This window comes from Streptomyces sp. NPDC028711, from assembly GCF_055565415.1.
In genome coordinates this window covers 445,745-458,220 of record NZ_JBVHUJ010000002.1, presented here as the reverse complement: position 1 = coordinate 458,220, position 12,476 = coordinate 445,745, and the positions used below count along the sequence as shown (strand labels likewise).

Here is a 12,476-nt window from a genome sequence, read left to right as displayed (position 1 = left end):
CCGGGGACGGGAGGGACGGCTGTGAGCCCCCGGAGCCGGTGGTCAGAGAGCGGTGGCGGACGGGTCCTCGCGGCGGCGGCGTGCGGCGAGGAAGGCCACCGCTCCGACGCCGACGGCGGCGACCGCGAGGCCGAGGGGCAGGAGTGCGGGGGCGCCGGTGGCGGCAAGCCGACCTCCGGCCGAACCTCCGGCGGCCTGGCTGCCGTTCCCGCCACCGCCGGCCGTCGTCGAGCTGCCCCCCGTGTTCGACGGGCCGTCCGTGGCACCGGTCGTCGGTGCGGACGGCGACGCGGACGGGCCGGGCCCCGAAGCCGACGGGCCGGGCTCGGACGGGCCGGGCTGCGACGCGGACGCGGTGGTGGTCGGGGTGCCGGTGGTCGGAGTACCGGTGGGCGGGGCGGTCGAGGGTGCGGTGGGCTCGGTCCCCTGGCCGGGCTTCACCGTCGTGGGGTCGGCGGCTCCGACCGCCCAGGCGATCGTCGCCGTGTCGCTGACCTTCGTGCCGTCGGTGAGGGTGGCGGCGACGGTGAAGGTCGTGCGGTAGACGCCTTCCTCGGTGAAGGCCCACGCGGAGTGGGAGTGGCTGCCGGCGGTGTGCTCGAAGGCGTCGGGCAGCCCGTCCCCGCTGTTCACGAGGGTGGTGCTGTCCATCGAGTTGTCGTTGATGATCGCGAGCGTGCCGGGGCCCTGGAGGGAGTCGACCCGGAAGGTGACCCTTCCCCTCACCTCCGTGGCGGGAAAACCTGCGGTGTTCCAGCCGGGCCAGACCAGTCCGGCGAGCCGGCTGGAGGGCAGCCACCACACGGGGTCGCCCGGCGTGCCCAGGAAGGCGTACGCGTCGGTGATACGGCGCTTGGCGGCGGGCCGCACGTGGATGACGACGTCATCGGGCTCGTGCCACCGCGGGTCCTGGGGTGTGCCTGCCTTGATCTGGAACGCGAGCCCCCCTGCCTCCACCGGCCGGGCGGCCAGGTCGATGTGCCCGTCGTCGATGACGTGCGCGGTCGGCGCCGTCGAGGTCGGTGTCGGGACGGACGGGGAAGGGGTGGTGGGCGGCGGTGTCGTCGGGACCGGCGGGGTGGTGCCGTCACCGGGCCGTACCTGCGTCGGGTCCGTGGAGCCGACGGCGACGGCAAGGGTCTCGGTGTCGCTGACCTTGCTGCCGTCGGCCAGTGTCGCACTGACGGTGAGGGTGAGCCGGTGGACTCCTTCGGCGGCGAAGCCCCACGTGGGCGCGAACCGGTCCGGCCCCTGCGGCAGGGCGAAGGAACGGAGCGCGGGGTCCTCGCTGTTGAGGTGCTGGACGGGCTCCTGGTCCGAGCCCTCCATCTCCTCGGTGAAGGTGTAGAGCCCGAACCGTCCTTCCCCCTGGAAGCGGTCGAGCGTGACCTCGACCGACTCCGTCCCGGCCGGCCCCGTCCAGCCGGGGGTCAGCGCGAAGACCTCCTTCGCGTGGCGGCCGTTCAGGAACCATCCGTAGACGCCATCGCCGAGGATCGGGCTGACCGGCGAGATGATCGATTCCTGCGCGTCGGGCACCACGTGCAGCACGACCTCCGACGGTTCGCGTACCACGGTCGTCGCGCCGGTGCGGTCGGCGATCCGCAGGTCGAGACGGCCGTCGGCGAGCTGGGGCACGAAGTCGATGTCGCCCTGGGCGAGCACCACCGCTCCGCCTTCGGCGTGGGCGGTCCCCGTGCCCGCGGCGACCAGCCCGGCCGCCGTGGCGAGCAGCGCCGCGGCCAGGGTGCCGGCGGTCGCCGCGACGGCGCGCCGGCCGTGTGTCAGGACGCTCATGGTCCTGCCTCCTTGCCATGGCGGTGACCCGCCCGTGCGGCGGGCACGGGCGGGTCACCGCGGTAGGTACGCCGGTCAGTTGGAGACGGTGAAGGTGTACGTGTCCGTGGCCGACTTGGCGACACCGCCGACGGTGCCGGTGACGGTGAACGTCACCTTGTAGGTGCCGGGCTCCTCGAAGGCCCAGTTGGCGTGGTCGTGCCCGCCGACGGTGAACGTCTTGTTCTTGTAGGTGGTGCTGGTGCCGCTGTCGTAGTAGCGGTCCACGGTCGAGCCGTTGACCTTGTAGACGCTGAAGTCGTCGGTGGCGAGGCCGTTGCGGGTCACCGTTCCGAGCTTGTACTGCACGGTGTTGTTGGCGAACACGCCGGTGGCCAGGTGCTCGGTGGAGATGCCGGGCCACAGGATGTTCTTCGCGGTGGCGGTGGCCTCGTCCTGGGGCAGGACCCAGACCTGGGCGCCGGTGCCGAGGAAGCCGTACGCCGTGCCGGACGGGCGCGTGACCTTGGCCGCGGCCGGTACGGCGAAGTTCGCGTCGGCCGGGCTGTACTCGACCGCGTTGGTCTCGTCGTGCACGTGCAGAGCGAAGGCAGCGCCGTCCCACTCCGCGTCGAGGACGTCGACGTGACCGTTGGAGATCGTGGTCGCGGCGAACGCGGAGCTGTTGAGACCGGCCACGGCGAGCGCGGCGGCGGCCACGCCGGTGATGGTCATCAGGCGCTTACGGGTGTGCAAGGGAACCCCCCATGGGTCATGTCCATGTCCTTCATGAACACCGAGACGATAATCATTTTCGTTTAACGTCCGCAACCCCCGTCTCATCACCCACGCTCCGACGGGCAAGCACGTTGCACATGGATTTCATTACCATCTATCCTGACGGCTTCCCTAGCTCACGACGAGACACGAGGAGATGGCGTGAGTCGGGCTGGATCCGGGCCGCGGACGCAACCTCAGCCCGACGAGTGGAGACGTACGACCCGTCAGCGCGAAGCCGTGCATACGGCGTTGACCTGTTCACCGGACTTCGTCTCGGCCAAGGCGCTGCACGCCTCGCTGATCGCGACGGGGGCGGCCACGGGCCTGACCACGGTGTATCGGGCGCTCCAGGCCCTCGAACGCGCGGGCCAGGTCGACGTCGTCCGCGACGAGGCGGGGGAACGCCTGTACCGGATCCGCTCCGCCGGCGTGCACCGCCACTACCTCCTGTGCCGAGACTGCGGCCGCAGCCACCCGATCGACACCGAAGTCGTCGAACGCTGGGTCGACGACGTGCCCGCCGAATCCGGCTTCAGCGACGTCCACCACACCCTGGAACTCACCGGCGTCTGCGCGGACTGCCGACGCCGGTCGGCAGCCGCCTGCTGACGGAGACCGGAGCTTGAGCTTGCCCCGTGCGGGGCGCCGCCCGCGGTGTTCGGTCAGGCCCATCAACCCTTGGTCGTCAGGGACTTGAGGGCGATGTTGAGTTCGAGGACGTTGACGCGGGGTTCGCCGATGAAGCCGAGGATGCGGTCGTCGGTGTGGTCGGCGACCAGCTTCTCGACCGTCGCGACCGCCAGCCTGTTGCGCTCCGCGACCCGGTGGGCCTGGAGTTTCGCGTACTCCGGGGAGATGTGCGGGTCCAGGCCGGAACCGGAGGAGGTGACGGCGTCGGCCGGGACGTCGGAGGGCCTCACCTGGTAGTCGGTGGTGGAGTTGTCCTTCACCACCGCCGCCTTGGCGTCCGTCACCCACGCGATGAGGTCGGCGTTGTCACCGGAGCGGTTGGTCGCGCCGGACAGGATGATCGAGTACCGGGTGTTGACGGAGTTGGTGCCCAGGCCGTTCGAGGGGCGGGGCTGGAACCACCTGAGGTCGGGGGCCGCGGTCTCCTCTCCGCCCTTGAGCGGCAGATTGTAGGTCTGGCCGATGAGTTCCGAGCCGACGACCCTGCCGCTCGCGTCCTTGGTCTCGGAGCCGTTCGCCTTGCCGGGGAAGGCCACCTGGGCGATTCCGGTGACGGCGAGCGGATAGAGGACGCCGGTGATCACGGTCAGGACGAGCAGGGCACGGAGTCCTGCCCAGAGCACCCGCCCCGTGTTTCCTACGGAGTTGTTCATCGTGGATCAGCACGCCTTCCGGATTAACGCAGCCCGGGAATGAGGGACAGGAGCAGGTCGATGAGCTTGATGCCGATGAACGGGGCGATCAGGCCGCCGAGTCCGTACAGTCCGAGGTTCCGCCGCAGCATCGAGTCGGCGCTCGACGGGCGGTAGCGCACGCCCTTGAGGGCGAGCGGCACCAGGGCGATGATGATCAGCGCGTTGAAGACGACCGCGGAGAGGATCGCGGACTCGGGCGAGGCCAGGCCCATGATGTTGAGCTTGTCCAGCGACGGATAGGCCACCGCGAACATCGCGGGGATGATCGCGAAGTACTTGGCGACGTCGTTGGCGATGGAGAACGTGGTCAGCGCTCCCCGGGTGATGAGGAGTTGCTTGCCGATCTCGACGATCTCGATGAGCTTGGTCGGATTCGAGTCGAGGTCGACCATGTTGCCGGCCTCCTTCGCGGCCGACGTCCCGGTGTTCATCGCCACGCCGACGTCCGCCTGCGCAAGCGCGGGAGCGTCGTTCGTGCCGTCGCCGGTCATGGCGACGAGCTTCCCGCCGGCCTGCTCGCGCTTGATGAGGGCCATCTTGTCCTCGGGGGTGGCCTCGGCGAGGAAGTCGTCGACGCCGGCCTCCTCGGCGATGGCCTTCGCGGTCAGCGGGTTGTCACCCGTGATCATGACCGTCCTGATGCCCATGCGGCGCAGCTCCTCGAACCGCTCGCGCATGCCCTCCTTGACGACGTCCTTGAGGTGGATCACGCCGAGGACCCGCGCGCCCTTGTCGTCCTTGACGGCGACGAGCAGCGGAGTGCCGCCGGCCTGGGAGATCGTGTCGGTGAGCGCCTGCGCGTCGTCGGCGACGGTGCCGCCCTGCTCCTCGACCCAGGCGACGACCGAACCGGTCGCGCCCTTGCGGACCTGACGGCCGTCGACGTCCACGCCCGACATGCGGGTCTGGGCCGTGAACTCGATCCAGGTGGCGTACGCCAGCTCGCCCTGGTGCCGTTCCCGCAGGCCGTACTTCTCCTTGGCGAGGACGACGACCGAGCGGCCCTCGGGCGTCTCGTCGGCGAGTGAGGAGAGCTGGGCGGCGTCGGCGAGTTCGGCCTCCGGCGTCCCGGCGACCGGCACGAACTCGGCCGCCTGCCGGTTGCCGAGGGTGATCGTGCCCGTCTTGTCGAGCAGCAGGGTGCTCACGTCGCCGGCGGCCTCGACCGCGCGGCCCGACATCGCGAGCACGTTGCGCTGGACCAGCCGGTCCATGCCGGCGATGCCGATCGCGGAGAGCAGGGCGCCGATGGTCGTCGGGATCAGGCAGACGAGGAGCGCGGTCAGGACGATGAGGGAGGTCTGCTCGTCCGCACCGGCGTAGATCGCGAACGGCTTGAGGGTGACCACGGCGAGCAGGAAGACGAGGGTGAGCGACGCGAGGAGGATGTTGAGGGCGATCTCGTTGGGCGTCTTCTGCCGGGCGGCGCCCTCGACCAGGTTGATCATGCGGTCGATGAAGGTCTCGCCCGGCTTCGTCGTGATCTTGATGACGATCCGGTCCGACAGCACCTTCGTACCGCCCGTCACCGCGCACCGGTCGCCGCCGGACTCGCGGATGACCGGAGCCGACTCACCGGTGATGGCGGACTCGTCGACGCTCGCGACGCCCTCGACGACGTCGCCGTCGCCGGGGATGACGTCGCCGGCCTCGCAGACGACCAGGTCGCCGATCCTCAGCTCGGTGCCGGGGACCCGCTCCTCGGTCGTGCCCGTGATCCGGCGGGCGACGGTGTCGGTCTTGGCCTTGCGCAGGGTGTCGGCCTGCGCCTTCCCCCGGCCCTCGGCGACGGCCTCGGCCAGGTTGGCGAAGATCGTGGTCAGCCACAGCCAGGCGGTGATCGCCCAGCCGAACCAGTCGCCCGGGTTCCTCACGGCGAGGACGGTGGTGAGGACCGAGCCGATCAGGACGACGAACATGACCGGCGCCTTGATCATCACCCGCGGGTCGAGCTTCCTGATCGCGTCCGGGAACGAGGCGACCAGCTGCCTGGGGTCGAAGAGCCCGCCGCCGACCCGGCCCGGCGCCGGCGTGTGGCCGGTGGGGATGTCACTGTGCGGAGCCACGGTCGGAGAGGTCGTGGGGGACATGGTGTCCTGCTGCTTCCTTACGTCGATGGTCATGCCGCGAGCCCTTCGGCGAGCGGGCCCAGGGCGAGCGCCGGGAAGTAGGTGAGACCGGTGATGATCACGATCGTGCCGACCAGGAGGCCCGTGAACAGTGGCTTCTCGGTCCGCAGCGTGCCCGCGGTCTCGGGTACGGGCGTCTGCCCGGCCAGCGAACCGGCAAGGGCGAGGACGAACACCATCGGCAGGAAGCGGCCGAGCAGCATCGCGATGCCGATCGTCGAGTGGAACCACTGCGTGTCGGCGTTGAGGCCCGCGAAGGCGGAGCCGTTGTTGTTGGCGCCGGAGGTGTAGGCGTAGAGGATCTCGGAGAAGCCGTGGGCGCCGGAGTTCGTCATCGAGTGCGACGGGGTGTCCAGGGCCAGGGCGACGGCGGTGAAGCCGAGGACGAGCGCCGGGGTGACGAGGATGTAGCAGGCGGCGAACTTAATCTCGCGGGTGCCGATCTTCTTGCCCAGGTACTCGGGCGTCCGGCCGACCATCAGTCCGGCGATGAAGACGGCGATGATCGCCATGATCAGCATGCCGTAGAGGCCGGAGCCGACACCGCCGGGCGCGATCTCGCCGAGCTGCATGCCCAGCAGGTTGATACCGCCGCCGAAGCCGGTGTTGGACGAGTGGAAGGAGTTGACCGCACCGGTCGACGTGAGGGTGGTGGCGACGGAGAAGATCGCGGAGGCCCCGATGCCGAAGCGGGTCTCCTTGCCCTCCATCGCCCCGCCTGCCAGCTCGAACGCGGGGCCCTTCCCTGCGAACTCGGTCCACATCATGAGGGCCGTGAAGCCGAGCCAGATGACGGCCATCGTGCCGAGGATCGCGTAGCCCTGCTTGAGCGAGCCGACCATGCGGCCGAAGGTGCGGGTCAGCGCGAAGGGGATCAGCAGGATCAGGTAGATCTCGAAGAGGTTGGAGAGGCCGTTGGGGTTCTCGAAGGGGTGGGCCGAGTTGGCGTTGAAGTAGCCGCCGCCGTTCGTGCCCAGCTCCTTGATGACCTCCTGCGAGGCGACCGCCCCGCCGTTCCACTGCTGCGTACCGCCCAGGCTGTGCTCATTCAGGAATGGGCCGACCTCGTGGATGCCGGAGAAGTTCTGGATCGCGCCGCAGGCGACCAGGACGAGCGCTCCGATCACGGAGATCGGCAGCAGGATCCGTACGACACCCCGTACCAGGTCGGCCCAGAAGTTGCCCAGCTCACCCGTACGGGAGCGGGCGAAGCCGCGGACGAGGGCCACCGCGACCGCGATGCCGACCGCCGCCGACACGAAGTTCTGCACGGCGAGGCCGCCGGTCTGCACGACGTGGCCCATGGCCTGTTCGCCGTAGTACGACTGCCAGTTGGTGTTGGTGACGAACGAGGCGGCGGTGTTGAACGCCTGGTCCGGGTCGATGGACACGAAGCCGAGCGAGCCGGGCAGCGAATCCTGGAGCCGCTGGAGCCCGTACAGGCACAGCACGCTCACCGCGGAGAAGGCGAGCACTCCGCGCAGATACGCCGGCCAGCGCATCTCCACCGACGGATTCGCGCCGATGGCCTTGTAGATCCACTTCTCGGGCCGCAGATGCCGGTCGGAGGAGTAGACGCGCGCCATGTGGTCGCCCAGCGGCCGGTACGACAGACCGAGCGCGACGACCAGCGCGAGAAGCTGGAGGACTCCAGCCAGAACAGGACTCATTTTCCGGCTCAGAACCTCTCCGGCTTGACCAGCGCGAGGACGAGGTATCCCAGCAGGGCGGCGGCGACGAGCAGACCGACCACGTTCTCGGCACTCACAGCTTCGCCACCCCCTTGGCGATGAACGCCACCAGCGCGAAGACCGCGACCGTGGTGACGACGAAGGCCATGTCGGCCATCGTGAACTCCCGAAAGAAGGAAGAGCGGATTCTCTGACGAGATGAGGAAACAGCCTTCTCGGCCACCCGCCGTCGTCGTTGACGCCGCCCTGACGTCCTTGACGCCCCTCTTGACGCATCCCCTACGCGCCACGTCGACGGCCGATACCCATGGCAGGCGGGAAGGCTTCGTCGGCTGAGGCGTCCAGGGACGCGGTCAGAGCAGGAGGGTGCGCCAGCGGTCGGCCGATTCCTTCATGTCCTGGACGACCCGCTCCAGGAACGTTCCCGCCCTGAGGAGCCGCTGCCCCACCGGCGAGTCGGGTCCGAGCGTCTCGGCCGCCGCCATCGCGGCCCGCGCCGATTCGCGTGTCTGCCGCGCGCTGATCTCGATCGAGTGGTACCAGGCTTCGTCGTCGACGACGTAGATGTCCCGCCGCCGCTGCGGATCGCGCTCGCGGCGCACATATCCGTGCCGCACCAGGGAGTTCACGGCCACGGAGACGGAGGCCGGGCTGACCTTCAGTCTGCGGGTCAGCTCGGCCGCGGTGCGCCTGCCGTCCTCGGACAGCAGCAGGTCGACGTGCACGCGCGCCATCATCCTCGGCATCCCCGATCTGACCGCCAGTTCGATGATCCCGTCCACCGTCGTGCCACCCGGCGGTCGGTCCGCGCGGGAATGTGCCGATGGGCCACGCCGTGCCCGCTGAACCGTCGCCTGGTGCGCCTGCTGGGGCCGGTAGCCGCCAGGGCCTCCGTTGCGTGAGATCTCCCGGCCGACCGTCGACGTCGGGCGTTCGAGCCGGCGGGCGATCTCGGCGTAGGAGAGGCCGTCGGCGAGCCCCGCGGCGATGCGCTGGCGCTCCTGCTGGGTCAACCGTCCTCCTGGCATGCCGCCAGTATTGCCTTCGCCGCCAACCATTGCAATGAAGCGTTGCATTCGACTGCAGACCATTGCACCAATTCCCTGGCACTGAACTGGGATTACTCACAATCAGGATTGACGCTCCTATGAACGCAACGTAGCTTTCAATCACCTTCGAACACGTCATATCGCGAGATGAGGACGGACCATGAGCGAATCCCCCCACACCGTCGGGGCGCTGCCCACGGAGCGCAGGCCCGGGTGTCCCTTCGACCCGCCGGCCGAGCTGATCGACGCCCGCCGGCACGGCCCCATCAGCCGCTTCACCCATCCCGGCGGAAAGCCCGGCTGGCTGATCACGGGTTACGACATGGTGCGATCGGTCCTGGCGGACCCGCGGTTCAGCTCGCGCAAGGACCTCATGAACGTCGTCGACTTCGCACTTCCGCCGGCGCCGCCCGGAGAGTTCCTCCTCATGGACGAGCCGGAGCACAGCCGCTACCGGAAGCCGCTGGTGGGCAAGTTCACCGTGCGGCGGATGCGGATGCTGACCGAGCGGATCGAGCAGATCACCGCCGACTGCCTGGACGCCATGGAGGAGACGGGGCCGCCGACGGACCTGGTGACGGCGTTCGCCAAGCCCATCCCCACCATCGTGATCTGCGAGATCCTGGGCGTGCCCTACGAGGACCGGGCGTCCTTCCAGGAGCAGATCGACGCCTTCATGGGCGGGGAGGTCAGCGACGAGGAGCTGATCGCGGCCTACACGGCGACGCAGGAGTACCTCGCGCAGCTGGTGGCCGCCAAGCGTGCGAACCCCACCGACGACGTCCTCAGCGAGCTCACCGACAGCGATCTGACCGACGAGGAGCTGAAGGGGATCAGCCTCATCCTCCTGGCGGCCGGGTTCGACACCACGGCGAACATGCTGTCCCTCGGCACCTTCGCCCTGCTGCGGAACCCGGCCCAACTGGCCGCGCTGCGCGCCGATCCCGCGCTCACCGACGGGGCCGTGGAGGAACTGCTGCGGTATCTGAGCGTCGCCAAGACGTTCCACAGGACGGCGCTCGAAGACGTCGAGCTGGGCGGTCAGACCGTGAAGGCCGGCACGACGATCCTCCTCTCGTACAACACCGCCAACCGCGACCCCGAGCGTTTCACCAACCCCCACACGCTCGACCTCCGCAGGCAGGCCGCCGGACACCTGGCCTTCAGCCACGGCATCCACCAGTGCCTGGGGCAGCAGCTGGCCCGTGTCGAAATGCGGGTGGCGTTCCGCGCGCTGGTCGACCGCTTCCCCACGCTGCGCCTGGCCGTACCGGCCGCGGAGGTCGCCCTTCGCCCGGAGGCCGCGGACATCTTCGGGGTGAAGAGCCTCCCCGTCACCTGGGACGAGAAATGAGCGCGCCGTACCTGAGCGTCGACCGCGAGCGCTGCATCGGCGCCGGCATGTGCGCGATGACCGCCCCCGAGGTCTTCGACCAGGATCCGGACGACGGTCTCGTACTCCTGCTCCACGCCACCCCACCCACCGCCCACGGCACGTCCGCCCGCATGGCAGCCGGCCTCTGCCCCGCCGCGGCGATCACCCTCCACGAGCCGAAACCCGGAGACTCCTAGGGCCTGTTTTAGAAGTGGATCACCAACGAGCGTGACGTTCGGCTGCAGCGTGCCACCAGCCGGGCGGAGAGGGGGCTGCGACCCGTGCGGTCGGCTGGTCGGGGTGCAGTCCATGGCGTCGCAGCGCGTCGGCGTTGATGTGGACGTCGAACCAGCCGCGCCACCGACCGTCGGCACCGACACCACAGGCCAGATCCCAACGGACCTCGGTCTGGTCGAAGGGCATCCAGTCGATGCCCCGATCGCGCAGTCAAGCGCGAACGGCCGCCATGGGCCGGGGGCAGCCCGGCAGGCTCTCGTAGGCGGTGACAGTGATCCAGTCGGCGCTCGGCGTGGTCATGGGGTCCATCATGCCCGGCGCCGGTCCGGCATGAGGGCCGATGGCCCTGTCAGAGCCACTCGTTGATGGCCGCGACCAGTACTGTCGCCTCATAGCGGACGGTGAGCTTGTCGTATCTCGTGGCGACCGCGCGGTGGCGTTAAAGGCGGTTGATCCCGCACTCCGCGTGTCGCTCCTTGTAGTCGTCCTGGTCGAGCTTCGGCGGCTGGCCACCGTGGGAGCCGCGCTTCTTGCGGTCAGCGATCTGGTCGCGCTTCTCCGGGATCGTGCAGCAGATCCCTCGTTTACGCAGGTAGAAGCGGTTCGCGCGGGAGCCGTACGCGTAAGAGCTCCCCCGGCCTGCCACAGTGCGGGAGAGCTGGTCGCACTGGCTTTCATGTCGCGCTCGGCGCGGGCCCGCAGGACCGCGGCCGTGCGCACGGCTTCGGCGGCCTGGCGCTGCCCGGGCGCGGACGTCCTCGAGTGGCGTCGGCGTCTCCTCCTGGCCCTCCTCGACGTCGGGGAAGGCACGGTCGGCATCACACTGCGGTCAGGCGGAGGTCCCCAGCCCAGCTATCACAACGGACCCGACCGGTGGGGAATGAGAGCTCCAGGGCGATGCGCCCGGTGTTCGGTTCGTGGTCCTCCCGCACCGCGAGAACGCTTTCTCCGATGTGGTCTGCGAACGGCGTCCCGACGCCCATCGCTCCCACTGTGATGAGACCCGAGTCCCCAATGTCGTAGCCGACGTGCGGCTCCGACACCTCAACGACCAGACACCAATCCGATCCGGTTGTGATGTGCACGGCGGCCTTCTGGCCATCGATCAGCCACACATCGAGCGGGCCCGCAGGAGCGTCGCTGCCGTACAAGTGCCACGACCCGACGACACCTGCGAGCCGGTGCCCCACCAAGCTCTGCGCGCTCACCCCACCGCCATGAAGCGGGCACTCGCTCGACCTTTCGGACTCCATCGGGCGACAGTACCGCCGACCAGCACGCGGACATCTACCGCGACGGGCTCGACGCCCTCCACCGGGCCGCGTCCTGGTCCCCCTCACAGGGCGGGCCGGGACGCGGGCGTCAGGAGCCGAGGGGCGTCCACCTCAGCAGAGCGCTCCGTCCCCTCGCACGGCCCCGAACGACTCCCTGGTCGAGTCCGGTGTCACACGTTGAGCGGCAGGCTCAGTAGGCGAGGGTCACACGTAGGAGCGCCCGGTGGACGGGGGGATAGCCGCCCATGTAGGTGCACGTGTAGTAGACCCTGTACCCCCGCGACGCGTAGTAGTACCGGTAGTACTCGCCGCGGAGCAGGCACGACGGCCACAGGTACACGCCGACGTTGTACGTCCGCGAACCCGTGTAGGACGCGGCCCTGGGAGCGGCCGTGGAGGCAGACGTGACGCCGATCGCGGTGGCCGACTGGGTTACGGACGTCGGCGCGGCTTCAGCGCTGCCGGCGGTGCTGATGGTGCCGAGGGCCAGCGCGGTCGCTAGCGTCGCGACCGTGGCCGCCTTTCGCAGGCGCAGTTTCATCGGGTCTCCTCTGATCGCGGGACGTGATGGTGCAAGGGGGTTGTCGCGATGGCCTACCAGGCGGGCCCCGAGTGGGGGCGCTCCTCCGCGCGCCGTCGGGCCTCCTCCTCCGCGATGCGGGCCCGGTGGTCGGCCTCCTGCTTGGCGCGGAACTCCGCGTGCTCCTGCTCGGCGCGCCGGCGGTTCTCCTCGATGATGCGTACTTCGTCGTCGCTCAACGGCATGACGTCGTCCTCTCT

Annotated in this window: 14 protein-coding genes and 1 pseudogene; 3 read left to right on the top strand and 12 right to left on the bottom strand. The window is 69.5% G+C overall.

The features are described from left to right. Positions 1–42: 42 nt before the first annotated feature. On the bottom strand, positions 43–1,797 hold the full coding sequence (locus ACZ4VK_RS07885) for a choice-of-anchor M domain-containing protein (protein ID WP_468349644.1): 1,755 nt from the start codon (positions 1,795–1,797) through the stop codon (positions 43–45). A 75-nt stretch (positions 1,798–1,872) separates the two neighbouring features. Then, the gene (locus ACZ4VK_RS07880; RefSeq protein ID WP_468349642.1) at positions 1,873–2,532 is read right to left on the bottom strand and encodes a choice-of-anchor M domain-containing protein; all 660 of its coding nucleotides are present in this window, start codon (positions 2,530–2,532) and stop codon (positions 1,873–1,875) included. 183 nt (positions 2,533–2,715) lie between these two features. Between ACZ4VK_RS07880 and ACZ4VK_RS07875 the strand changes: the two genes are divergently transcribed. Continuing rightward, complete coding sequence (locus ACZ4VK_RS07875; protein WP_468349640.1) at positions 2,716–3,165, top strand: Fur family transcriptional regulator; 450 nt, start codon at positions 2,716–2,718, stop codon at positions 3,163–3,165. A gap of 62 nt (positions 3,166–3,227) precedes the next feature. Here the strand turns inward: ACZ4VK_RS07875 and ACZ4VK_RS07870 are convergent, their stop codons facing one another. From ACZ4VK_RS07870 to ACZ4VK_RS07845, 6 genes are all read right to left on the bottom strand, one after another. After that, positions 3,228–3,899 (bottom strand): potassium-transporting ATPase subunit C, encoded by a 672-nt coding sequence (locus ACZ4VK_RS07870; RefSeq protein WP_468349639.1) that lies wholly within the window; start codon positions 3,897–3,899, stop codon positions 3,228–3,230. A 23-nt stretch (positions 3,900–3,922) separates the two neighbouring features. Beyond that, on the bottom strand, positions 3,923–6,064 hold the full coding sequence (gene kdpB, locus ACZ4VK_RS07865) for a potassium-transporting ATPase subunit KdpB (protein WP_468349637.1): 2,142 nt from the start codon (positions 6,062–6,064) through the stop codon (positions 3,923–3,925). After that, positions 6,061–7,740, bottom strand: a complete 1,680-nt coding sequence (kdpA, locus tag ACZ4VK_RS07860) for a potassium-transporting ATPase subunit KdpA (RefSeq protein WP_468349635.1) — start codon at positions 7,738–7,740, stop codon at positions 6,061–6,063. Before kdpA ends, kdpB begins: the two co-directional genes overlap by 4 nt. Before the next feature lie 8 nt (positions 7,741–7,748). Next, complete coding sequence (gene kdpF, locus ACZ4VK_RS07855; RefSeq protein ID WP_123452475.1) at positions 7,749–7,838, bottom strand: K(+)-transporting ATPase subunit F; 90 nt, start codon at positions 7,836–7,838, stop codon at positions 7,749–7,751. After that, entirely contained in the window at positions 7,835–7,984 is a 150-nt protein-coding gene (locus ACZ4VK_RS07850; protein ID WP_468349633.1) for a hypothetical protein, read from the bottom strand. The genes kdpF and ACZ4VK_RS07850 overlap by 4 nt, the downstream gene beginning before the upstream one ends. A gap of 130 nt (positions 7,985–8,114) precedes the next feature. After that, a complete protein-coding gene (locus ACZ4VK_RS07845) occupies positions 8,115–8,789 on the bottom strand; it encodes a GbsR/MarR family transcriptional regulator (RefSeq protein WP_468349631.1) in 675 nt (224 codons plus the stop codon). A 181-nt stretch (positions 8,790–8,970) separates the two neighbouring features. Between ACZ4VK_RS07845 and ACZ4VK_RS07840 the strand changes: the two genes are divergently transcribed. Both ACZ4VK_RS07840 and ACZ4VK_RS07835 read left to right on the top strand, forming a co-directional pair. Continuing rightward, positions 8,971–10,164, top strand: coding sequence for a cytochrome P450 (locus ACZ4VK_RS07840; RefSeq protein WP_468349629.1), 1,194 nt, complete (start codon positions 8,971–8,973; stop codon positions 10,162–10,164). Further along, on the top strand, positions 10,161–10,382 hold the full coding sequence (locus ACZ4VK_RS07835; RefSeq protein WP_468349628.1) for a ferredoxin: 222 nt from the start codon (positions 10,161–10,163) through the stop codon (positions 10,380–10,382). Before ACZ4VK_RS07840 ends, ACZ4VK_RS07835 begins: the two co-directional genes overlap by 4 nt. Positions 10,383–10,771: 389 nt before the next feature. Here the strand turns inward: ACZ4VK_RS07835 and ACZ4VK_RS07830 are convergent. The 4 genes and pseudogenes from ACZ4VK_RS07830 to ACZ4VK_RS07815 form a co-directional block, all read right to left on the bottom strand. Then, a pseudogene (locus tag ACZ4VK_RS07830) lies at positions 10,772–11,044 on the bottom strand (IS5 family transposase); the annotation flags it as partial. 196 nt (positions 11,045–11,240) lie between these two features. Continuing rightward, a complete protein-coding gene (locus ACZ4VK_RS07825; RefSeq protein ID WP_468349626.1) occupies positions 11,241–11,675 on the bottom strand; it encodes a hypothetical protein in 435 nt (144 codons plus the stop codon). 211 nt (positions 11,676–11,886) lie between these two features. Continuing rightward, on the bottom strand, positions 11,887–12,237 hold the full coding sequence (locus ACZ4VK_RS07820; RefSeq protein WP_468349624.1) for a hypothetical protein: 351 nt from the start codon (positions 12,235–12,237) through the stop codon (positions 11,887–11,889). Between the two features lie 53 nt (positions 12,238–12,290). After that, positions 12,291–12,461: a hypothetical protein gene (locus ACZ4VK_RS07815; protein WP_468349623.1), complete on the bottom strand. Its 171-nt coding sequence runs from the start codon at positions 12,459–12,461 to the stop codon at positions 12,291–12,293. Between the last annotated feature and the right edge of the window lie 15 nt (positions 12,462–12,476).

Bases quoted from the DNA above. Each gene is read 5' to 3' on its own strand.
- ACZ4VK_RS07885 (WP_468349644.1), bottom strand. From the start codon at position 1,797: ATGAGCGTCCTGACACACGGCCGGCGCGCCGTCGCGGCGACCGCCGGC.
- ACZ4VK_RS07870 (WP_468349639.1), bottom strand. From the start codon at position 3,899: ATGAACAACTCCGTAGGAAACACGGGGCGGGTGCTCTGGGCAGGACTC.
- kdpB (WP_468349637.1), bottom strand. From the start codon at position 6,064: ATGACCATCGACGTAAGGAAGCAGCAGGACACCATGTCCCCCACGACC.
- kdpA (WP_468349635.1), bottom strand. From the start codon at position 7,740: ATGAGTCCTGTTCTGGCTGGAGTCCTCCAGCTTCTCGCGCTGGTCGTC.
- ACZ4VK_RS07845 (WP_468349631.1), bottom strand. From the start codon at position 8,789: ATGCCAGGAGGACGGTTGACCCAGCAGGAGCGCCAGCGCATCGCCGCG.
- ACZ4VK_RS07840 (WP_468349629.1), top strand. From the start codon at position 8,971: ATGAGCGAATCCCCCCACACCGTCGGGGCGCTGCCCACGGAGCGCAGG.
- ACZ4VK_RS07835 (WP_468349628.1), top strand. From the start codon at position 10,161: ATGAGCGCGCCGTACCTGAGCGTCGACCGCGAGCGCTGCATCGGCGCC.
- ACZ4VK_RS07825 (WP_468349626.1), bottom strand. From the start codon at position 11,675: ATGGAGTCCGAAAGGTCGAGCGAGTGCCCGCTTCATGGCGGTGGGGTG.
- ACZ4VK_RS07820 (WP_468349624.1), bottom strand. From the start codon at position 12,237: ATGAAACTGCGCCTGCGAAAGGCGGCCACGGTCGCGACGCTAGCGACC.
- ACZ4VK_RS07815 (WP_468349623.1), bottom strand. From the start codon at position 12,461: ATGCCGTTGAGCGACGACGAAGTACGCATCATCGAGGAGAACCGCCGG.